Origin of the sequence: Bradyrhizobium genosp. SA-3 (genome assembly GCF_004212635.1) — a bacterium.
Lineage (GTDB): Bacteria > Pseudomonadota > Alphaproteobacteria > Rhizobiales > Xanthobacteraceae > Bradyrhizobium.
Genome location: NZ_PSRT01000016.1, coordinates 57,391 through 77,834, shown reverse-complemented (window position 1 = coordinate 77,834; position 20,444 = coordinate 57,391). Strand labels below are relative to the sequence as shown.

Annotated in this window: 22 protein-coding genes; 7 read left to right on the top strand and 15 right to left on the bottom strand. The window is 62.5% G+C overall.

Going from position 1 to position 20,444, the window contains the following annotated elements; genetic code table 11:
• Window positions 1-2 precede the first annotated feature (2 nt).
• Window positions 3-629, bottom strand: coding sequence for a transglutaminase-like cysteine peptidase (locus CWO91_RS07725; protein ID WP_130212929.1), 627 nt, complete (start codon window positions 627-629; stop codon window positions 3-5).
• Window positions 630-817: 188 nt separating this feature from the next.
• Between CWO91_RS07725 and CWO91_RS07720 the strand changes: the two genes are divergently transcribed.
• Complete coding sequence (locus tag CWO91_RS07720; protein ID WP_130212928.1) at window positions 818-1,555, top strand: metallophosphoesterase family protein; 738 nt, start codon at window positions 818-820, stop codon at window positions 1,553-1,555.
• 62 nt (window positions 1,556-1,617) lie between these two features.
• Window positions 1,618-2,280: a hypothetical protein gene (locus tag CWO91_RS07715; RefSeq protein ID WP_130212927.1), complete on the top strand. Its 663-nt coding sequence runs from the start codon at window positions 1,618-1,620 to the stop codon at window positions 2,278-2,280.
• Between the two features lie 48 nt (window positions 2,281-2,328).
• Here CWO91_RS07715 and CWO91_RS07710 read toward each other — a convergent pair whose 3' ends face one another.
• Window positions 2,329-2,805 carry a hypothetical protein gene (locus CWO91_RS07710; protein WP_245471157.1) on the bottom strand — a complete coding sequence of 159 codons (477 nt, stop codon included), beginning with the start codon at window positions 2,803-2,805 and terminating at the stop codon, window positions 2,329-2,331.
• A 384-nt stretch (window positions 2,806-3,189) separates the two neighbouring features.
• Between CWO91_RS07710 and CWO91_RS07705 the strand changes: the two genes are divergently transcribed.
• On the top strand, window positions 3,190-3,567 hold the full coding sequence (locus tag CWO91_RS07705) for a hypothetical protein (protein WP_130212926.1): 378 nt from the start codon (window positions 3,190-3,192) through the stop codon (window positions 3,565-3,567).
• Window positions 3,568-3,921: 354 nt separating this feature from the next.
• Here CWO91_RS07705 and CWO91_RS07700 read toward each other — a convergent pair whose 3' ends face one another.
• Complete coding sequence (locus CWO91_RS07700) at window positions 3,922-4,167, bottom strand: hypothetical protein (RefSeq protein WP_130212925.1); 246 nt, start codon at window positions 4,165-4,167, stop codon at window positions 3,922-3,924.
• 148 nt (window positions 4,168-4,315) lie between these two features.
• Between CWO91_RS07700 and CWO91_RS07695 the strand changes: the two genes are divergently transcribed.
• The gene (locus CWO91_RS07695; RefSeq protein WP_130212940.1) at window positions 4,316-5,488 is read left to right on the top strand and encodes a hypothetical protein; all 1,173 of its coding nucleotides are present in this window, start codon (window positions 4,316-4,318) and stop codon (window positions 5,486-5,488) included.
• Window positions 5,489-5,505: 17 nt separating this feature from the next.
• On the opposite strand, the gene CWO91_RS07690 is transcribed toward CWO91_RS07695, so the two are convergent.
• The 3 genes from CWO91_RS07690 to CWO91_RS07680 form a co-directional block, all read right to left on the bottom strand.
• On the bottom strand, window positions 5,506-5,739 hold the full coding sequence (locus tag CWO91_RS07690) for a hypothetical protein (protein ID WP_245471156.1): 234 nt from the start codon (window positions 5,737-5,739) through the stop codon (window positions 5,506-5,508).
• A gap of 471 nt (window positions 5,740-6,210) precedes the next feature.
• Window positions 6,211-6,627 (bottom strand): hypothetical protein, encoded by a 417-nt coding sequence (locus tag CWO91_RS07685; protein ID WP_091884443.1) that lies wholly within the window; start codon window positions 6,625-6,627, stop codon window positions 6,211-6,213.
• Window positions 6,628-6,668: 41 nt separating this feature from the next.
• Window positions 6,669-6,959, bottom strand: coding sequence for a hypothetical protein (locus CWO91_RS07680; protein ID WP_130212924.1), 291 nt, complete (start codon window positions 6,957-6,959; stop codon window positions 6,669-6,671).
• A gap of 1,042 nt (window positions 6,960-8,001) precedes the next feature.
• On the opposite strand from CWO91_RS07680, the gene CWO91_RS42765 reads away from it, so the two are divergent.
• The 3 genes from CWO91_RS42765 to CWO91_RS07670 all read left to right on the top strand — a co-directional run bounded on the left by CWO91_RS42765 (window position 8,002) and on the right by CWO91_RS07670 (window position 10,800).
• Entirely contained in the window at window positions 8,002-8,175 is a 174-nt protein-coding gene (locus tag CWO91_RS42765) for a hypothetical protein (protein ID WP_165405291.1), read from the top strand.
• A gap of 511 nt (window positions 8,176-8,686) precedes the next feature.
• The gene (locus CWO91_RS07675) at window positions 8,687-10,279 is read left to right on the top strand and encodes an EAL domain-containing protein (RefSeq protein WP_130212923.1); all 1,593 of its coding nucleotides are present in this window, start codon (window positions 8,687-8,689) and stop codon (window positions 10,277-10,279) included.
• Window positions 10,280-10,434: 155 nt separating this feature from the next.
• On the top strand, window positions 10,435-10,800 hold the full coding sequence (locus tag CWO91_RS07670; protein WP_130212922.1) for a VanZ family protein: 366 nt from the start codon (window positions 10,435-10,437) through the stop codon (window positions 10,798-10,800).
• A gap of 55 nt (window positions 10,801-10,855) precedes the next feature.
• Here CWO91_RS07670 and CWO91_RS07665 read toward each other — a convergent pair whose 3' ends face one another.
• The 9 genes from CWO91_RS07665 to CWO91_RS07625 form a co-directional block, all read right to left on the bottom strand.
• Window positions 10,856-11,302, bottom strand: coding sequence for a CHRD domain-containing protein (locus tag CWO91_RS07665; protein ID WP_130212921.1), 447 nt, complete (start codon window positions 11,300-11,302; stop codon window positions 10,856-10,858).
• A 138-nt stretch (window positions 11,303-11,440) separates the two neighbouring features.
• A complete protein-coding gene (locus CWO91_RS07660) occupies window positions 11,441-11,725 on the bottom strand; it encodes a hypothetical protein (protein ID WP_091884431.1) in 285 nt (94 codons plus the stop codon).
• Between the two features lie 146 nt (window positions 11,726-11,871).
• Window positions 11,872-12,315: a hypothetical protein gene (locus CWO91_RS07655; RefSeq protein ID WP_130212939.1), complete on the bottom strand. Its 444-nt coding sequence runs from the start codon at window positions 12,313-12,315 to the stop codon at window positions 11,872-11,874.
• Between the two features lie 144 nt (window positions 12,316-12,459).
• A complete protein-coding gene (locus tag CWO91_RS07650; RefSeq protein WP_130212920.1) occupies window positions 12,460-14,181 on the bottom strand; it encodes a chemotaxis protein in 1,722 nt (573 codons plus the stop codon).
• A gap of 5 nt (window positions 14,182-14,186) precedes the next feature.
• The gene (locus CWO91_RS07645; protein WP_130212919.1) at window positions 14,187-15,278 is read right to left on the bottom strand and encodes a protein-glutamate methylesterase/protein-glutamine glutaminase; all 1,092 of its coding nucleotides are present in this window, start codon (window positions 15,276-15,278) and stop codon (window positions 14,187-14,189) included.
• Window positions 15,279-15,295: 17 nt separating this feature from the next.
• Window positions 15,296-16,150, bottom strand: a complete 855-nt coding sequence (locus CWO91_RS07640; protein ID WP_130212918.1) for a CheR family methyltransferase — start codon at window positions 16,148-16,150, stop codon at window positions 15,296-15,298.
• A 145-nt stretch (window positions 16,151-16,295) separates the two neighbouring features.
• Window positions 16,296-18,098 carry a methyl-accepting chemotaxis protein gene (locus tag CWO91_RS07635; RefSeq protein WP_130212917.1) on the bottom strand — a complete coding sequence of 601 codons (1,803 nt, stop codon included), beginning with the start codon at window positions 18,096-18,098 and terminating at the stop codon, window positions 16,296-16,298.
• Window positions 18,099-18,157: 59 nt separating this feature from the next.
• The gene (locus CWO91_RS07630) at window positions 18,158-18,640 is read right to left on the bottom strand and encodes a chemotaxis protein CheW (RefSeq protein ID WP_130212916.1); all 483 of its coding nucleotides are present in this window, start codon (window positions 18,638-18,640) and stop codon (window positions 18,158-18,160) included.
• Window positions 18,641-18,717: 77 nt separating this feature from the next.
• A complete protein-coding gene (locus CWO91_RS07625) occupies window positions 18,718-20,415 on the bottom strand; it encodes a methyl-accepting chemotaxis protein (protein ID WP_130212915.1) in 1,698 nt (565 codons plus the stop codon).
• Between the last annotated feature and the right edge of the window lie 29 nt (window positions 20,416-20,444).

The window sequence follows — 20,444 nt, the reverse complement described above, 5'->3', positions numbered from 1 at the left end:
CATCAGACTGCGCGATCGCCGAGTGACGCCCAGTAGTTCGGGTTCTTGGGTGATTGGATGCGGACCCAGCGATAGGGCTTCTTCGACCACGGCAGGATGTGGCCGGAGAGATTGTCCAGCACGAGATCGCCGGAGAAGGTACGCACCACGACCACGAGATGGTGCTCGCCCCAGGTCGTCACGACCTCGCTGAGCAGCACCGAACGCGCCGGAAAACCCTTGGCGATCAAATCGTGGCGTTTTGTCACAGCGTAGTCGTTGCAGTCACCGCTCGCCGGATGCAGCAGCCATTTCTCGCCGCGCAGCCCCTCCAGGTTGGCCTCGGGACGGATGGCGCTGTTGATCCGTTGGTTGATCTCTTGCATCTGCGCCAGCCGCTCCGGCGTGAGCTTCAGACGACCGCCCCTGAACACGATCTGCTGCGGCCGCGGCCTGCACTCGTCCTTGTACTTCAGGCAAAAGAGCGTGAATGCCATCGGCGCCAGCGTCGGCTGGTCGAACTTGATGTACTGGATGGCACCGCGCAGCCCCAAGGGCGCGCCGACGAAGGCGGCTTCCGCTCTCTGCTGCAACCCCGCAGCAACGACGATTGCGGCCACGGCCGCCAGGAACTTTACAACTTTGCGCATGTCGCGCTCCCCTTCTTGTAGGAAAGGACGCTACGCGAGACCTCTTGAAATACGGCTCAAAGGCCACGCGATCCTTTAATCAAAATGCGGGCGCGTTGGTTGCAAACAATTAAGAATATCGATGTGTGACTGGTTCTGCTAAGAGCGGTCACGACGCTCGTGACGCTGGATGCGATTCGACCGACCTGATGGGCCTTTCCTCACGCTTTCGAAAGAAGACCAAGCCTCGGCTTCCCGACGGCGTTCGCGTCTATGCGATCGGCGACGTCCACGGCCGCGCCGACCTGCTTCAATCGCTGTTAACCGTGATCGACGCCGACCTTGCCCGCTCGGCCCCCCAACGAGCCATCCAGGTCTTTCTCGGTGACTATGTCGACCGCGGCCCGGATTCGCGCGCCGTTCTTGATCTCTTGATCGCCCGCTCGAAATCACACGAGACGGTTTGTCTGAAGGGCAACCACGAAGTCTTCCTGCTCGAGGTCCTCAAGGACCCCGCCCGCTTGCAGGAGTGGCGCCACTATGGCGGCCTCCTGACACTGGTCTCCTATGGCATCAGGCCGACGATGAATCCGTCCGCGGAGCAGCAGGTCGAACTGATCGATGAATTGAAGCGCGCGCTCCCGCCCGAGCATCTCGCCTTTCTCCAGCAATTGCCGTCCTCCTTCACCTGCGGCGATTTCTTTTTCGTTCACGCCGGCGTCAAGCCGGGCATCGCGCTCGATCGCCAAAAGGATGAGGATCTGCTCTGGATCCGCGAGGAATTCCTGGCCTCCGAGGAGCGCTTCGGCAAATATATCGTTCACGGTCACACGCCGGTCAGCGCGCCCGATGTTCGACCAAACCGCATCAATATCGACACCGGCGCCTACGCGACCGGCAACTTGACGCTGTTGACGATCCAAGGCGATAGTCTGCTCGCAATTTAAGGGCTCTGGCTGAACCTCGGTCCCGTCGTCGGCTCGCGCTCACAGGCCTCGTCAATTCCACCATGAATCGCATGATCCTGCTTCGCGTCATCGGCATCTTGACCGCAATCGTGCTGGCGCTTCACGCCGGCATGACGTTCTACGGCGATCTCATACGACCGAACTTTCGTGCGAGCGACTTGTTCTCGGGCGAGATTCCGCCCGACAAGGCCAAGCTGGCGGCTGCCGGCGGCCTTGCATCCTTTTCATGGGATGGCGAGCTGCTTGCGAATTACGCGGCATCGATGGCCGCTGACTTTCTTCACCGCCCCTCCACCGACGCGGGCAGCAGGGCCAGCGAGAACAAGGCAGCTCAAGGTGCCGTCGTGGCTGCCTTGAAAGTATCGCCGATCAGGCCCGCGCTATGGCTCACGCTCGGCGCGCTGCAGGCCCAGGCCGGCGAGGCGGTAACGCCTGCGGTGAAGATGTCTTACTTGACCGGGTCGATGCCGATCGACGTTGCCTTCTCTCGCGTCCAAATCGTGACGTCGGGCGCGGCCGCGACCGATGAAGAGATCAAGCTCCTGGCGCAGTCCGACATCCGGTCGGCGCTGGCCAATCGCTCTCGTTACGAGCCTCTGCTGATCGCAGCCTACGTGCAGGCGACTCCGGAAGGCAAGTCGCTGCTGCTGGAGACCACGAAAGTGGCCGACCCCAAGTTCAACGAGATTATGCGGCGATACTGAACCCGTGCGAGCTTCGTTGCCATCGCTCCTGGGGCTGCCGCGAATTCCTCAGCGCACCGATTTCGGGTTGACCGGCACAAAGTCCTGATCGCGGCGCGGTTGGTCGGATCGCCCCTGGTAGACGAACATGCCTTTCTTGGTCGCGACGATGTCGCCTCGTTGCAGGCTGTCGTCGTTGAGGAGACGTTCGGTCGCGACAAGGTCCGGATCTTCCGGAATCGGCTTGTAGAGCTCTGGATGCTCCCGCCGCTCACGCGAGACCTCCTTGGCGCGGCGCCGCGCGTCGTCGATCCGCTGTCGCCATTCGTCGCGCGTGATCTCCGGCTCGCTTGGCGGAAGATAGTCGTTGAGCGAGGGCTCCGGTTCGGTCTGAGCGAGACACAAGGACGGACAGGCAAGACCAAGGCCGAGCACGCCGGCAACGATGATGACCGCCTGAGCCAGCTTCCCAAACCGCTTTTCACAGTGGCCTCGTCGACCCGTTCGCACGCTGATGACTCCAGGCAGAGCGACAAGGACGACCATTGGCCAATTTCCTCATCTCCAGCTTTTCAATCTATACCTTTGCCGATTGCAAGAAAGCCAATTCGCGGGGCACCCTTTCCACTTTAGCTCGCGGGGATTTCAGCACTGGGGGCGTTCGGGGGCCATCCCATCAAAAAATCGAAAAACAACCCCATGCACAGTAGCCGACACCAGTCGGATTATTGGGTTACGCCTTTCCCGAAATTCGGGTTGACTCGTCGGGCAAAACAGCGGCAGGATGGCATGGTCCGGAGAGAGGCCGACCGGAAGATTGATGTACCCGAGATCCGCGTCATTTGATCGGCTTAAGGGCAAACGCTCTGTTCTAAGACCTCGTTAGGTCATTGCTGTTAACTTCGGCACGCGCTGGTGGAGTTGCCGAGAATGCGTGCAAGACCGGTATTGCTGTTAAGTATTGCCGTCGCGGCTTCCTTCATGTCTGGCCTGACGGCGCACGCCAGTCCCGTCTGCATCAAGGAGCGGACGCCGTTTGCCTTTTCGGAAGATTCAGTGAGATGGACGATGTCGATCGCGCCTGGGGCAGATTGCATCCAGGGACTGCGTTGGTCGTATATGCAGATCTTCACCGTATCGGTCGTGAGCGGACCATCATGGGGACAATTGGCGGTGGTCGGGTCCGGCTTCCGCTATTCGGCAGGAAACGAAACGCCCGGCGCCGACAAGTTCACGCTGGTGATCTCGGGCAAGAGCCGTCATCATCGCGGGACCTCGACCCTTGAGGTCGAGGTCAACCCGCAATAGCTTGCCTCACGACGCAACCGAAAGGTAGCCAGCACGGCTAACGACGGCTCGACCCGCTGCCCCGGGTTCTGTTCCCATGATAGGGTCGGGCGTGTCCGCCCCTCGTCACGGGAGGCTCGATTCGGCTCGGAATATTTGGCGTCGCTGTGGAGGGCGAAGGCTGCGACGGGTTGACGATGATCACGTTGCGATTGGGCGTCGACGGATCGTTGACGCCCTGGGCCCAGGCGCAGGCAGGCACGACAAGCGCGAGTGTGATCAAGACTAAACGTTTCATGCGACATCTCCCGAGCAAGAACGTCAGGGAGGCGAACACCGTTCCTTCACGGCTGCTTCACGGTTCCTTGCGTGACCTCACCGAGGCACGGCAATCAGCTTGCCATCCCTCCAGACGCCTTGGGCCGCCCTTCCGGCAGGAAGGCTCCCCGTCACATTGCGGACAGCGGTGGGCCGCGACGCGGCCTGAGTGGTCTGCGCCTTTTTCGCAGGCGTTGTGATGATGCTGGAGCTGGTGGTGTTGGCCTGATCCTTGACCCCTTGCGCCGAAGCGGGCTGAACCAGGAACGCCAAAAATGTGATTGCTGTCAAAATGCCGCGCATCGTCAAACACCGGAAAGAGGAGCTGGGCGAAATGTCACAGGTTTTTGCCCAAAAGCAAGCTCTTCGAGACATGTGCGCGCAGGACCCAGGGATCCTGGGTGAAAAAGCCTAGCGAAACAGCTGTATCCGGGGTAGTTGATCGGCCTTGATGACCGAGCCCGGCGACACTGCAGCCAACGCGGACGAGATCAAGGCTGGACTTGTCCGCCTGTTATCAGGGCGGATCCGCGAAATCTCCGACGACCCCCGGCAGATGCGGGACGTCGTTTACGAATTGGCCCGCATCAAGCTGCTGGAACAATTCAACCACGCCGATGCGCGGGAGGCGCGAGCGCTCCAGCAAGTGCTCGAACGCGCCATCCGGGAGGTCGAACGGTCCTTTGAGCGAAGCGAGCCGTCCTCACCGGCAAAGGCTGCCGCCACCGTCGTGGCGAATTCTCCGCCGGACAACGCCCCTGCTCCGCCGCCCATTCCGACGCCGCCGGCTATGGCTTCACCAGCCCCTTCGAAGGCCGCGGAAACGCCACGCGGACCTGCGGCACCGTCAAGATCGCTGGACCAACTCAAACGGAGCGGCGCCTTTAAATCTCTCGTTCGATTGACCGCCATCCTCCTGCTCATTGCGGGCGCCGGTGCCACCGCTGCCTATTGGCTACGTCTGAGGACACAAGTAACCGCATTGTCGCAGGTGGCGCTGCCGCCCGAGCGCGCACCGACTCCCGCGGTGGGCGAGACCGGTGAACGCACGTCGGATAGCCAAAAGGAGCCGGCGCAAGCTGCACAACCCTCGATGCCTTTGCCGACGACGTTCGGCGTCTACGCCTTGAGTGAAGGCCAGCTCCATGAACTCAAGCCGGTGCCTGGCAAGATTCCGGACCGGCGCGTCGCGATCTCGGCAGCCATCAACACGCCGAGCGCGACCACATTGACGGACGGCGACGTCAGATTCATCGTGTTCAGGCCCGACGGGGGTGTCGATGCAAGCGGGACCGAAGTTCGGGTGGTCGCGAAAGTCTCCCGGGCGATGGGCGTCGATGCCACCGGGAAAGCCGCCATGGTCAGCGCCGGCGATTCCTGGGTCATCCGCAGCATGTCGTACCCCTACAAGGTAGGTCCGGTCGAAGACCAGTCGAGAATGCTGTTGCTCCAACCAGAGCAAGACGGCTTTACGCTCGCCCCCGGCCGCTACGTCGTGGTGGTCAAGGGTATGGGCTACGACTTCACGGTCGCCGGAACGGTCACTGATCCCAATCAATGCGTCGAACGCATCAATGCGGCGAACGGCGCGTTCTACTCGCCCTGTCCGCCGCCCCGACGCTAGCCGTAGCCACCCTGTCCTTATTTCGCCGGCTTGTTGTCCTTTGGCGCGTCCGCCGGCATGTCGTCGACCTTGCCATTGTTGGCAACGCATTTTTGGAAGTATTCGCGCTTATCCTTGGCCGTTCCCTTAGTGCTCCCGGCCGCGGGGTTGCCGATCTGTCTGGGCGGAAAGGCCTTGGCCATCGCCGCATCGCATGCGCGGGCCACTTCCGCCGTGATGGCCGAAGCCGTCGCCGGCGCGGCCAGCGTCAAAGCGCATGCCAATCCAACCGACGTCCTCAAATTCTTGACTGGCACCTCTTTCGCTCCTTCAATCCATGAATGGCCGCCGAACCATATCAAAAAGGGTCGAAGCGCCCAACGGCAAAGCGGCGCCGAATTGTCACGCGGTCGCCGCTACCTTGCCGGGCGACATTGCGCGTGACAAGCCGTGAAATCCGCACGTCGCCTCAGGGCAGGTTGCGGGGGCAAAATCCCCGATACTAGAGCATGATGAAATTAAGCTGGATCGGCTGTCTGGGGTTCACCTCTCCCCAGCGGGGAGAGGTCGGATTGCACCTGGCGATGCGGGAGCATCGTCCAGTGCAATCCGGGTGAGGGGCCGCGGCAGACAATGAAACTGTAACCCCTCACCAGGATCGCATCTTTGATGCAATCCGACCTCTCCCTACGGGAGAGGTGCCCTCCTCGGCTCGCACCGATTCAACCAAAGCTCATCTCGCTTTAGCTGTCGAGCTGCGGCGGCTTGAAATCCGGAAAGCGCGTGAGCATTGCGGTCTTGACGAACTTCAAGTGCGCGATGGCGCTTGCCAATTCCTTGAGCCGTCGCTGGCCATTCGAGATGTCGGCAGCAAAGAGATCCTGATGATAATTGTCGAGCGGCTCCCGCTCGAGATATTCATCGGTGCCGTTTCCGAAGGTGACGGATGCACGTGCGAGGGCATCGTCAACACGCCGGTTGAGGCCGGCCTGCTCCCTCTCCGCCTCCTGCAATGCTGTTTCGATCGCCGCCAGGACGGCACCGATCCGCGCGCGGTCGGTCTCTGCATCACGCTCGACGGAGCGGGCTTTAAAACCTTTGTCCTCACGGCGGGAGCCGAGAAGATTGTGTGCGCGCGCTCTCAGGAACAGCTGAAACATTTGGGCCATCCCACATTCGAGATTTAGGCGGCTACCATCGGTCAGACATAGTTAACAAAGCTTAAATCCTGCGCTCGCTCCGCCTGGCTTTGTGCGATCCACGCCCGCCAAGCCCCTTCGTGCTTGGAATAGAGCTCAAGCCAGCGAACTTCGTCCGCCGCAACGGCTCCGTCGTTCACGCAAATCTCGGACGCGAATTGCGCTGTCTCGTTCGATGAAAGATCCAGCGCTTCGAACTCCGCCGTCTCTTCCAGAGAAAGGCCGATCAGGACGCGATGCCCTTGGGCGTCGACGAAATACCTGCGGGGTGCGTTGTGCCTTTGATCAATCATTCGAATGGCCCTCATTCATGATCCAAGGCCCCGGAAGATCTTTCAGCCGCCGATCAAAGGTACGAACAAAAGCGATCAAAATAAGGACACAAGTCGCGCCCAGCAACGCAATCAAATACGCCATCTACGCCTACCCACGCGGGCCCCGAGAAAATCGAGGCGGCTAAACTCTCGCAATGAACCGATACGTTTTAGGTTGCCTTTCCGAAGCTCTCAAGGACCGCACCACGTTAACCTAACCGCACATGGTTATCCGACCTTGCAAGGCAAGATCAACTTCCGACCGAAACATCGCGCCCATGGTTCTGCATTACGATGGATGCTCGCTTTGTCTCACTCCCATCGATGCCGGCGTGTAGGGCGCATAGAGGCGATATCGTGCTGATCGCTTGCGCGAGCGCCACGCCCGCACACCATAGCCACAGCAAAAGCCAGCTGCAAAAATCGAAATCAAAACCAGAATCGCAAGCATTTGGAATGTTCCCAATTTTTCGGAACGCTCCTCCCGGCACATTTCAACGTGATGTTGCGACGACTTCAAGATCGTCGGCGCTGAAACTTTTGTCAGACGATCATGAAGTTTGTGCAACGTGGTGCTCGAAGTTTGGTCGTCGCGCGAAACCCTGGCGGCAGGAGAGGATGACGAAATCTCTCATTGTTCGAGAGCGATATCCAGCCGGCGATGTTAACCCCTGTTCACCTCGGCGAGCGGCCTGAAGCCACGAGCGCGCTGGTGGTCGAGCGTGTCCGTACTCTGTGTGATGAGGTCGCTTCCGACACATCTTTCGCACGCGGCTGCTGGCGATTGCAGACAACACCGACGAAACCTCCGTGGTTATACGGAGCGTCATGCACCAACTTCATCGCGGTAAGGTTGAGCGGTTAGCTTAATCCGCGGTGTTTGTTGCGAAGTCTCGCGTTTCGCTTATCCATCTTCGCACCGGGCTCCCCCAAGTCCGGCCCCACCCAAGCAAAGCCGTCGAGCGAACATGGGTCGCTTGGCGGCTTTGTCCCTTGTGTCGACGAGAGGATCATTTCGGTTATGGCGCGCAAGCCCTGGTCGTTCAAGGAAGACCGCCGGCTCATGGAGCTGGCCAAGTCTTCGGCTTCGCTGGAAGAGGCGGCGAAAGTTCTCGGGCGCTCGCCTGATGCGATCAAGCGCATGGCGTTGCGGCTTGGTCTTTCGTTGAAGTCGAAAGCGAGCAAGAAAGGCTAGCCTCGGGAAAGGCTAGCCTTGGAAAGAGAGAGTCGAGGACGGCAGCGCCATCATCGCGGCAACGCTCCTCTTCGACCCAGCCGCAGCTTTTCGCCTTGGCAGGACGGAACCAAAGCAACCATTGGGTGTTTGATTCCAGACTTTCAGCGAGGTCTGGCAGTGCTCCACTTTGCCATTTCCGCGATATTGGTTTGGCTGGCGATCAACGTCGCTTTCGTGGTGCTTCGGCTGCGAGCCACCCGCCATCCCGCCACACCCCACAGCGATAGGCCCAGCCGACCTTATCCAGAGGTCATTTCCGTCCGCCATCGCATCGGGCGGTGAGCGTCGAGCCGCCTGCCTGCGGCGGTCCGTCCGGCCCGTTCACCGGCCAGTTGTACGTCTTCTGGGCCCCCTCTAAGGCTGGCTCCGTAGCGGGGCATCCCCGTTCCTTCGTCCCGTTAAACGCTATCTTAGTCCCCGCAGGCTAGGATCAATTTTCCAGGCCTCCCCTGAATTCCGCCCGGACCGGATGAGATTACAGCGACCCAACCTCCTGTTTGCGGCGCTCGTGCTTGCGAGCACGATGGCGTTCGCCCTGGCGGGCCATTTCGCGGCGGAGGCCGTCATTCGCCACCAGCAGGCGCATCAGCTGAGCGAGTTGACCGAGGTCGTTCTGCGCCGCTCCGAATTTGCGGTCGATTTTGCCGCGGCCAGCCTGGACGAGCTCGCAAAACGCAATCTCGCCAGCTGCGAGCCCGGGGCGTTGCAAGCCATCCGCCTCCACGTCTACCAGCGCTCGGCGATCAAGGACGTCCGCCTCGTCAAACCGGATGGCTCGGTGATCTGCTCGGCCTATTCCGAGACGCTCGAATTCGACAAGGGATGGGTGAATCGCCGCGACATGCTGCCCTCGCGCGACAAGGCACTTTCGCTGTTCCGCGTGGAGCAGTTCGGCGGCGACGCCTTGGGCGTGCTCAGGGACATCAATAACAGCTCCGCCCTTGTCGCCATTGTCGGAATCAACGCCAGCCTGTTCGACATCATGCCCGCCGAACTGCGGGCGCACAGCGAGGTGATCCTCGCCTTGAGCAGTGGCGAGAAGCTCGGCGAATTCCAGACCGACGCCGGCAAGTCCCTGCCGGAGCCGATCAGTTTCGACAGGACTTCCACGCGCTTCCCGCTTCATGCCACGATCATGCTCGAGCACGCGGTGCTTTCGAGCTGGAATCACGAGGCTTATTGGCCCGCCCTCGCAGTAGCCCTTGGACTTGGCGCAATCTTTGGCATCCTGCTGGCACGCAGCCGCCGAATGGAGGGGCCCGTCGCCGATCTCGATCGGGCGCTGGCGGCCGGCGAATTCAAGCCGTACTACCAACCCATCTTCGATCTCGGGACAGGTCAGATCAAGGGCTGCGAGATTCTGGTTCGCTGGGTGCGCCGAGATGGCTCGGTCGTGCCGCCGATGAACTTCATTCCGCTCGCCGAATCTAGTGGACGCATCCAGGCGATGACCTGGCAGATCCTGGGATCGGCGCTCGCCGAGCTGAAGCCATTGCTGAGGGCAAACAAGAATTTCAAGATGTCCTTGAATGTCGTGCCCGGGCATCTCCTGAGTGCAGGCTTCGTTGAAACGCTGCGTCGCAAGGTTCTGACCGCAAGGGTCTCCGCGCGCCAGATCGTGGTCGAGATAACCGAGCGCGACGAGCTCGACGATCTCGCGCGCGCCGCGGCGGTTGTCGCCGAGCTGCGGGACCATGGCTTCCGCGTTGCCATTGACGACGTCGGCGTCGGCCATAGCGGACTGTCTCGACTGAAGGGCCTCGGCGCCGACATGATCAAGATCGACAAGTTCTTCGTGGACACGATCACCGTGGACGCGTCGACGACGACGATCGTGGAGATGCTGGTTGCGCTCGCGAGAGACCTCCATATGAGCGTGGTCGCGGAAGGCATCGAGACCGAGGAGCAGCTCCGCGCACTGCTCGCGTCCGGCGTAGCGGAGGGCCAAGGTTATCTCGTTGCGCCGCCCCTGCCCTTCGCCAGGTTTAGTGAGCTCGTCGAGTCGCGCCGGGTGGCGCAGTCAGGCGCGGCGGTCTCGAACGATGCGGCTTTGGTGGCCTGACGGTCGAGGAAGAACTTCCATTTCCCTAACGGGGGGTGAGCCGCCAAACGGTATCACCGTGCTTGTGCCAGCGGAGCCTTTGGCGGCGGCCAGCGCCTTTAACGATATTTTCGTCTTTCGAACCAGACGGGCGCCCAACCTTGTATGTTGGCGCCATGCGCAGGAGCCACCTCATCGCAGCCGCGAGCATCTGTCTAGCGCTGATCGTCTATGCCACCCTGGCGAAGCTGGCGGGAAGACCCGCGCTCATGGGACATCACGAGGCCTATTGGATCGTCGTGATCGAGCGCTTCAGTGCCTATGGTCTGCTCGGCTTCCTGCTTTCCTTCCTGTTGCCAGGACGGCTTGGTTTGGCTTGCTCGCTCGTCGTGGCGGTCGCTATGGGGCTGGAGCTGATGCAGGTGTTCATACCCGACCGGGATCCGGGCTTTCTCGACGTGCTCCAGAAGGCGGCAGGAGGCACCGTCGGCGTCATGCTCGCCCAGATGATCCTGGCGTTCTTGCCGAGACCGCCGTCCTAAGCAGCCAGCATCCCCTCAGCGAGATGACCGGTGGACGTACACCCCGGTCTCTACTTCACTTCATCATCTGACCGCGCAACTCGCCGCCCGGGTTCGCGGCCGTATGGATGTTCGCGTACCATTTTCCGGTCAGCAGATCTGCCGCCTGCGCGTCGGTGAGCGTGGCACTGCCCTGGATCGGGCTTTGCACCGTCTTGAACGGGAGGACGATGCCGGCGTTCTTGCCAGCTTCGCCGGGGCCATGGAAATGCGCCCCCATTGCGGGTCCCGTCAGCCCGGCATAGGTGACGGTGTAAGTCAGAACTTTCGTTACAGTGTCGTAGCTGGCTTCTGCCTTGCCCGATCCGGACGAACTGTTCGGAGGCACTTCATTGCTTCCCTTGAGCTCGGCTTGCAGCTTCACGGCTTCCGCGTTTGCCATTCCGCTCGTCGCAACGACGCTTCCAACCAGCGCGAGCGTCCCCAACAGTGCCACCGACGGCCGACGCACAGCTTTGCTCATGCACTCCTCCTGCAGACTTCGCTCCCCATCGCGATTTGAACACCGACGACAGCCGGAAATTCCGCCGCAGAGCTTATGCTGATTCGGGACAACGAGCGCGGGAATTAGCCTTCGGCATGGGCCGGAACACGCGGAGGCTCAGGCCGCTCCACGCCTGTTATGGAGCTGGGTGGGAGCCAGGAGTTCGGCCATTTGCCGGTGGGTGTTGTGCAGCGCCTCAATGGCGCAATCGAGATCGAAATCCGCCTCACGAACGGATGCAAAGAACTTGGCCGTCAGTGCCAGATCGAGTTTGACCCGTGTCGTCCCGTCGCGACTTTTGCGACGATCGAGCGACAGATGGATAGCGCGATCCCTGGCCTCCATTGCGCCACAGCCACAAAGCGCGCCGAGTTCATCGTATGTCATCCAGATTTGAGGCATGTTCTTCCACCACACTTGATTGGCCGCAAGGCTAGCCCTCGCTTCTAAAGGCAGAGTTGCTGCAGCGCGGCCGCGGCGTGATTTCGAGACAACAGTGTCAATGCAACGCTAATCACGGAGCTGGGCGCGCGTGGAGCTGTGCGATTTCACTTGGACGGGCCTGCCGTGAACGGATGCCGCGGCCGGTAACGGCTGTCGGCCCCCTTGGGCAGCTTATCTGCATTCAGCCTCACGACCGCGCTCCTGATGTCGGCAGCCGGCGCGTCTTCCTGGCTGTAGATCAGCGTCGCCTCGAACTTCACCTCAGGCGCTTGCTTCGCCGTGCCCGAGCAGGTCGCTATCGCACCGCTGAAGACGCCGGAGAGATAGACTTCGACCTCGTCACGCCCGAACACGGTGGGCGGGCCCTCGGCATGCCGGCGCGTGGTCAGAACGGCCGTGAAACGCTGGTCGTCATCGAATTGATAGGAGCCGCCATAGGTGAAGAAGCTGTCGCTCCCCGAAATCCGGCCCTGGGACAGATGCACAATGCCGGTGCCTTGCGCTTGCGCGGTTCTGAACCACGCCGCGTATTTGCCCTCTTTCAGCATGGAAACATCCGTCGTGAATTCCATGCGTATTTGCAACGAACCGTGGGGCGCGACAATGACCGACGCGGCGCGCATTCCGCCACGGTTAATGCCTCGCAAAGTCAACCTGTCAAATTGCTGCCGACGCGCGAAGCCGGCAGCACGTCAAAACAGTTCTATGCCGTCATCGGCAGTCTCGACCGCCTCGATCCGGCGCGTGGTGGCGATCGACGCCAGCCCGAGCGTTTGCAGGAATTGCCGATGGACGTCCCGCTCGCGCTCCATCGTGTAGCGCGCGAAGAGTTCGTCGAGCATGGCCTCGTCCTGCGGACGCGGTTTCTGCGCGCCGGCGCCGGCCGTCTCGAGGCGCGCAGCGACCGCGGGCAAAGCCGCGGAGCCTTCGCCGAGCGTGCTCATCAGGCCTTGCGCCGAATTCATCAGCCCCTCGAACTCCGCGCCTTCAACGATGAGCCGGTTCATCAGCTTGCCGAGCCGTTCATTGCCGGCCTCGACCTCGCGCAGCGCCTGAAGGATCTGCGGCTCGAGCTTGGCGAGCTGCGTGGGATCGCCCTGCACGCGGAGTTGCTTCAGTTCCCTGGCCGAGCGCTCGATGCCGTCGAGCACCGGCCGCAAGCGTCCTGCCCCCGCCGAGACCTGGTCGGCGGTCGTCTTGAGCTCGTTGGCGATGACGACGAAGGCGCTGCCGCGGCTGCCGAGATGGCTTGCCTTGAGACCGGCATTCATCCCGATCAGCGTGATGTCGACGGTCGCCTCGGCAAGCCCGGCGATCGCCTGACGAAACTTCGTCAGCGTGTCCTCGACGATCGCAAGCGCTTCGTCCACCAAGCGGCCAGCGCCTTCGCAGGTAGCAATCAGGGTCGAAGCGTGCGCCAGCGTCTGCTTGATGCGCGCCAGGAATGATGACGAACCGCCGTCCTCGCCGCCGAACAGCGTGCGACCGTGGCCGACGACACTGCTCGCATCGTGCAGGATGGCGGTCAGCGCGCGAACGATCTGACCGATGTCGCCGCCGAACTCGCGCTGGGCATCCCTGAGCTGGGCCGCCTGCAACTGGCAAATCGCGCGCGCGCCGTCATTGCTCGCGCCCGGTTCGGGAACGAGGCTCGGGGTGGATCCCGAGACGAGGCCGAGACCGTGAGCGACATGCTCGAGACGCTGGCGCGTGCTGTCGCCGGCCTGCAAGGAGATGATCGCGCTCCCTACCGCCTCGGCGATCTTCCTGGTGCTGGAACTCGCGAGGTCGGCGAGACGGCTGCTGTTGCGGCGCTGATCGTGCAATCCGGAATAGGCCGCACCAAGTTCGACGCTCTCCGCTGCCAGTTGATTCCGGTAGCGGCTCTCGAACTCCTTCTGCCGGCCGAGTGCGGTGGCGACCGCCTCGGACAGGCGCTGCTGATCGCGCGCGCAGCCCTCGATCGAGCCCTGCACGGCCCTGCCGAGATCATAGGCCTCCTGCGTGAAGGCGAGGAAGCCCTCGCGGTCGCCGTCGAGCGAGGCTGCCTCGATCCGCGCGCTGCGGGCGATGATGGTGATCATCTGGATGTGCTTGAACACCGGCTTGAGCAGCGAGGACGCTTCCGCCGTGCTCCTGCCGATCGTCTCCAGCAGGGCGGTCTCGGCCGGAAGCGCCTGCGCCAGCTCGCTGAGCCGTGCGGCGATCTCCTGCAACGCGGTCGCGGCGCCCTCGATCTCGGCACCGGAGAGTTCCGAGGACAGCGTTGCGAGACCTTGGTTCAGCTCCTTGAAGATGAGATGGCCACGCCCGAGCTCGTGACCGACGCGCGCGAACACGTCCTCGATCCGCGAGGAAACGTCCTCGATCGCGGTGATCGCCTCATTGAGCGTGTTAGCCGGAATGACGGACATTGCGATCAACCTGCCGCCGCGGCGTGGCCGGCCTGGTACCAGTGCATGATCTCGCGCGGGATCTGGTGCAGCGATACGACCTTCTCGACGCCGCCATGGGCGATGGCTTCCTTGGGCATGCCGAACACCACGCAGCTCTCTTCATCCTGCGCCCGCGTCGAGGCGCCGAGCTTCCGCATCTCCAGCATTCCGCGCGCGCCGTCGTCGCCCATGCCGGTCATAATCACCGCGAGCGCGTTGGCGCCGGCATGCTGGGCCGCCGAACGGAACAGCACGTCGACGGACGGACGATGCCGCGACACCGGCGGGCCGTCCTTGATCGCGATCTGGTAGCGCAGGCCGATGCGCTGGAGCAGCATGTGACGGGCACCCGGCGCGATGTAGGCGCAGTCCGGCAGCACCGGCTCGCCGTCCTCGGCTTCCTTGACCCGGATCTGGCAGACCCCGTCGAGACGTTTGGCAAAGGCCGCGGTGAATCCCGCCGGCATGTGCTGGACGATCAGAAGCGGAGGACAGTGCGGCGGCAACATCTCGAGGACATCGTTGAGCGCTTCGGTGCCGCCCGTCGAGGCGCCGATGCACACGATGCGCTCCGTGGTCGGCCGGACCTTGCCCTGCACCGGCGGCGGGATGATCGCATCGGCCGTCAGCTTCTTCTCGACCACCCGACGCTGCGCACGCGGCCGCACCCGGGCGCGGGCGGCCGACTTCACGGCCTCGCGCAGCCGCGTGGAGCATTCGAGCAGCGCCTGCCGCGTGTCGATCTTCGGCTTCGGCACGATGTCGACCGCACCCGCCTCGAACGCCTCGAACATCACGTTCGAGCCCTCCTCGGTCAGCGAGGAGCAGATGATCACCGGGATCGGACGTTGCGCCATGATCTTGCGCAGGAACGTCATGCCGTCCATGCGCGGCATCTCGATGTCGAGGATGATGACGTCGGGGATTTCGTTCTGGAGCCGGCGCGCCGCCGCGAACGGATCCGAAGCCGTTGCCATCACCGCGATGTCGGGATCGTCGTTGAGGATCGTCTGCAGGATTTGGCGCACCGACGCCGAATCGTCCACGATCAGTACGCGAACTTTCTCCTTCGGCATTTTTGGCGGCGCTCCGATCAAACCTGGAAGATGGTGGGCTGGACCTGCTTCAGACCCGGCACGGCGCTGTGAATCATCGATTCCGAATGCCCGACCAGCAGATAACCGCCGGGCCGCAAATGACTGCACAGCTGCTCGATCACCTTGCGCTGGGTCTCGCGCTCGAAATAGATCAGGACGTTGCGGCAGAAGATGATGTCGACGTCGCGGTCGACGGGATAGGACGTATCCATGAGATTCATTCTCATGAAGTGCGTCATGCGCCGCAATTCCGGCACCACCCGCACCTCGCCGCGCGACTTGTCCCGCGACGACAGGAAATATCGCTTCACGAAGTTTTCCGGCACCGGTGCAAGCACGTCGCGCGTGTAGATCGCCGTCTTGGCAAGGCGCAGCACTGCGGTCGAGATGTCGGTCCCGAGGATGCGGTATTGAAACCGCGAGCCGTTCCGCGTCATGTCGTCCAGCACCATCGCGGTCGTATAGGCTTCCATCCCGGTGGAGCTTGCCGAGCTCCAGATCTTCAGGTTCGCATTCTTGCGGCCATGCGATTTGAGCAGGGCGGGGATCGCGACATCCCGCAAGAAGGTGAAGTGCTGCGGCTCCCGGAAGAAATCGGTCTTGTTGGTCGTCACCACATCGATGAGATGAGTGAGCTCGGTATCGAAATGATCGGCCTCGAACAGGTTTTCGACGTACTCGTTCAGATCCGAATAGTTCAGCGCGCGAACGCGCTTGTGCAGCCGCCCTTCCAGCATCAGCCGCTTGCCCGGCGGCAGCTTGATGCCGACCTGGCCCTCGATCAATTGGGCGATGGTCCGGAAGTGGCGGTCCGACAGATGCACGGCCGTATCCTGCACGGCGGGCATCATGGCCGCCTGCCCCGGTCCGGGATGGCCGCCTGCAGTGAATGTCGGGCCGTCCTGGCCATCTTGAATCCTACGCGTTCACGTAACTGCTGAAAGCGGACCGGTCCACCGTCATCGAGCGGGCCGGCCCGCAGCAGCCCTCGCGGGCCTAGCGCTGGAAATCGGCGTCCCGGTCGTCCCCGCCATCGTTCATGTCGAAGGCGAAGCCGCCGCCATTGGCAGCCTTCAGGGCGCGCACCGGCTTGCCTTGCGGCTTCTTGGCCGGACGCTCAGTGGCCGCCATTGTCGCCGCCTTGGCCCGCAACTGATTGACCGCCCGGTCGATCGGGGCAGCCGCCGGGCTCTTTCCGCCGTGCTCGATGCGGAAATAGGCGATCGTGGACTGCAGCTGTTCGGCCTGCGAGGCGAGCTCCTCGGAGGTCGAGGACACCTGCTCGGAGGCGCTGGCGTTCTGCTGGCCGACCTTGTCGAGCTGCTGAATCGCCTGATTGATCTGCGCCGAGCCAACGTCCTGCTCGCGGCAGGCCGCGGTGATCTCCTCGACGAGCTCGGCTGTCCTCTTGATGTCCGGAACGAGCTTGGAAAGCATGGCGCCGGCCTCCTGCGCCACCTTGACGGTGTCGGCCGAGAGCGTGCCGATCTCGGCAGCGGCGGCCTGACTACGCTCGGCGAGCTTGCGCACTTCGGACGCCACCACCGCAAAGCCCTTGCCGTGCTCGCCGGCGCGGGCGGCCTCGACCGCCGCGTTGAGCGCGAGCAGGTCGGTCTGACGCGCGATCTCCTGCACGATCGTGATCTTCTCGGCGATGGTCTGCATCGCGTTGACAGCGCGGCCGACCGCGGCGCCGCTGGCCTCCGCGTCCTTGGCGGACTGCGCGGCGATCTTCTCGGTCTGGTTGGCGTTGTCGGCGTTCTGCTTCACGTTGGAGGCCATCTCCTCCATCGAGGAGGAGGCTTCCTCGGCGGACGAGGCCTGCTCGGTTGCGCCCTGCGAGAGCTGTTCGGCGCTGGCGGACAGTTCCTGGCTGCCGGCCGAAACGTTCTGCGCCGCGGTGAGCGCCTCCGATACGATCTGCCGGAGCTTCTCCACCATGCGTTGGAGCGCGAGACCGAGCGTGTCCTTGTCCGACAGCGGCTTGGCTTCGACCATCAGATTGCCTTGCGAGATCTCATTGGCGACGGCCGCGGTCTGGTTGAGGTTGACCGTCATCGCGTTCAGGGATTTCACGAGATCGCCGATCTCGTCGTTGCTGGAAGCATCGATCTTCTGGCTGAGATCACCGATCGCCACAGCATCCGCCAGCCCGACGGCCTTGGCGAGGGACCGGCTGATATTGATCGAAATCCAGACTGCGCTGATCGCCGCAACGATGAGCGAGACGACGACGAGGACGATGAGGATCAACTGGGCGCGACGGCTGTCTTCATTGGACTGCACGGCCTGCTCGGCCATCTGCCTCTTCGTGTTCGCGACATAGGCTCCCATCGCCTCCGTCGCGTCCGCGACCACCTTGCGCCCGTTACCCATCGAGCGCTCCGTTGCCTTGGTCTTGTCCGTCTTTGCCAGCCTGATCGTCTCTTCCTGGTAGACGTTCATCCTGGCGTAGACACTCGCAAAGTTGTCGAGCAGCTTCTTGCCGCCTTCGCTGGCGAGCGCATAGACCTCGTCCCTGATCTTCGTCGCCTCCTCGCGGAGCTTGGCCGCGTTCGCGGCGAATTCATCGACTTCGCTTGGTGTTCCCAGAATTGCGTTCTTTTCCGCCCTGACCTGCTGCCAAATGATCCTTTCGACTTCGGATGCTTTCTCCATCCGCTTGGCGCGAAGCACCATGGAATCTGCGGTCGCGGCCATGTCGGCCAATTTCATGTAGCTCACAGCGCCTGCCACAATAAACAGAAGGATGACGACGCCGAACGCGCTGGCAAGCTTAGCTTTGACGGTGAATCTCATGTTCGATCTCATCGGTTCAAATTGGGATTTCTACTCGGCAACGCTTTACGCTTCGCAATTCATGCGGCGCGAGATGCATCGGCATCACGCCCCTCCGGGATCTCGTCATGCACCATCAGCTTGGCGAGATCGAAGATGATGACAAACTTCTCACCCTTGCGACCGATTCCGGCGGCATAGTCGGATTGCCATTTCCCGCCGACTTCGGGGATGGGCTCGATCGCCTGCTCGTCGATATCGGTGACCTCGAAGACGCAGTCGGCGACGAAGCCGACGCCAACCAGGCGATCCTTCATCGGCACGTCGAGGATGATGATGCGGGTCGCCTCGGTCGCCGCCACACTCGGCAGGCCGAGCTTGGTCCTGAGATCCACGATCGGATAGCCGCTGCCGCGCACGTCGATCATGCCGAGCAGGAAATCCGGCGCATGCGGAAGCCGCGAGATCGGCCGCATGTCGAGGATTTCGCGGACGTTGCGAATGCTGATGCCGAACGTCTCGCCGGCGAGCCCGAGCGTCAGATATTGCGAGGTTGCGGCCATGATGCAGTCCAAGGGTCCGAAAGAGGGTCCGAAGGTTTGGAAATGAGCACGGTCCGGCTCGAGGCCGGACCGGTCAGTCAGCGTTGAAACTCGGCGTCGCGATCGTCCTCGCCGTCATGCATGTCGAAGGCGAAGCCGCCGCCGCTTGCGACCTTCATCGCACGCGCCGGCTTGCGGACGGGCACGGGCTTCTTCGCACCCCGGTCCGCCGCCGCCATGTGCGCGGCCTTGGCGCGGAGCTGGGTCACGGCACGGTCGATCGGCGCGGGCGCGGCACTCTCGCCGCGGCCTGCATGCTCGATGCGGAAGAACGAGATGGTCGACTGCAGCTGCTCGGCCTGCGAGGCGAGCTCCTCCGAGGTCGAGGAGACCTGCTCGGACGCGCTGGCGTTCTGCTGGCCGACCTTGTCGAGCTGCTGGATCGCCTGGTTGATCTGGGCGGAGCCGACGTCCTGCTCGCGGCAGGCCGCGGTGATCTCCTGAACCAGCTCGGCGGTCTTCTTGATGTCGGGCACGAGCTTGGACAGCATCTGGCCCGCCTCCTGCGCAACCTTCACACTCTCGGTCGACAGCGTGCCGATATCTGCCGCAGCGGCCTGGCTGCGTTCGGCGAGTTTGCGGACCTCGGAAGCGACCACGGCAAAACCCTTGCCGTGCTCGCCGGCGCGCGCTGCCTCGACCGCGGCGTTGAGCGCGAGCAGGTCGGTTTGGCGGGCGATCTCCTGCACGATGGTGATCTTTTCGGCGATGGTCCGCATCGCCTCGACGGCGCGACCGACGGCGACGCCGCTGGCCTCGGCATCCTTGGCCGATTGCGCTGCGATCTTCTCGGTCTGGTTGGCGTTGTCGGCATTCTGCTTCACGTTCGAGGCCATCTCCTCCATCGAGGAGGAGGCTTCCTCGGCGGACGAAGCCTGCTCGGTCGCGCCTTGCGAGAGCTGCTCGGCACTGGCCGACAGCTCCTGGCTGCCCGCGGAAACGTTCTGCGCCGCCGTAATCGCCTCAGCGACGATCTGCCGGAGCTTTTCCACCATGCCGTTCAGCGACTTGACGAGATCTCCGATCTCATCGTTGCTCGCCGAGGGAATGGTCTTGCTCAGATCGCCCTCCGCCACCGCGCCTGCGAGGCCAACAGCCCTTCCGAGCGAACGACTGATCGAGATGGAGATCCAGAGCGCAGCCCCGATCGCAACCGCCAGCGAGATGCCGATCAGCGTCATCAGCAAGAATTGCGCCTGGTGTCCCTCTGCCTTGGATTGGACGGCCTGCTCGGCCATCTGCTTCTTGGTGTTGACGACATAGGCGCCCATCGCTTCCATCGCGTCTGCGACGACCTTGCGGCCGTCGCCCATCGAGCGCTCCATGGCCTTCGGCTTGTCAGTCTTCGCCAGCCGGATCGTCTCTTCCTGGTACGTATTCATCTTGGCGTAGGTGGCTGCAAAGCTGTCGAGCAGTTTCCTGCCCGCCTCGCTCGCCAACGCGTAGACCTCATCCCTGGTCTTCGTCGCCTGCTCACGAAGCCTGGCTGCTTCCGCTGCAAATTGTTCGGCCTGGGCTTCCGTTCCGAGAATGGAGTTCTTTTCCGCGCGCAGCTGAAGCAGGATATCCTTTTCGATCTGCGTCGCCTTCTCCATCCGGCTTGCGCGCAGGACCATGCTGTCTGCGGTGGCCATCATGTCGCCGAGCTTCATGTAAGCCACACCGCCCGCAAGCGCGGACAGGACGATGATCAAGCCGAACGCAGTGGCAAGCTTTGCCTTGACGGTAAATCTCATTTCCAGCCCCTACCCAGTCTCGCCCGAGA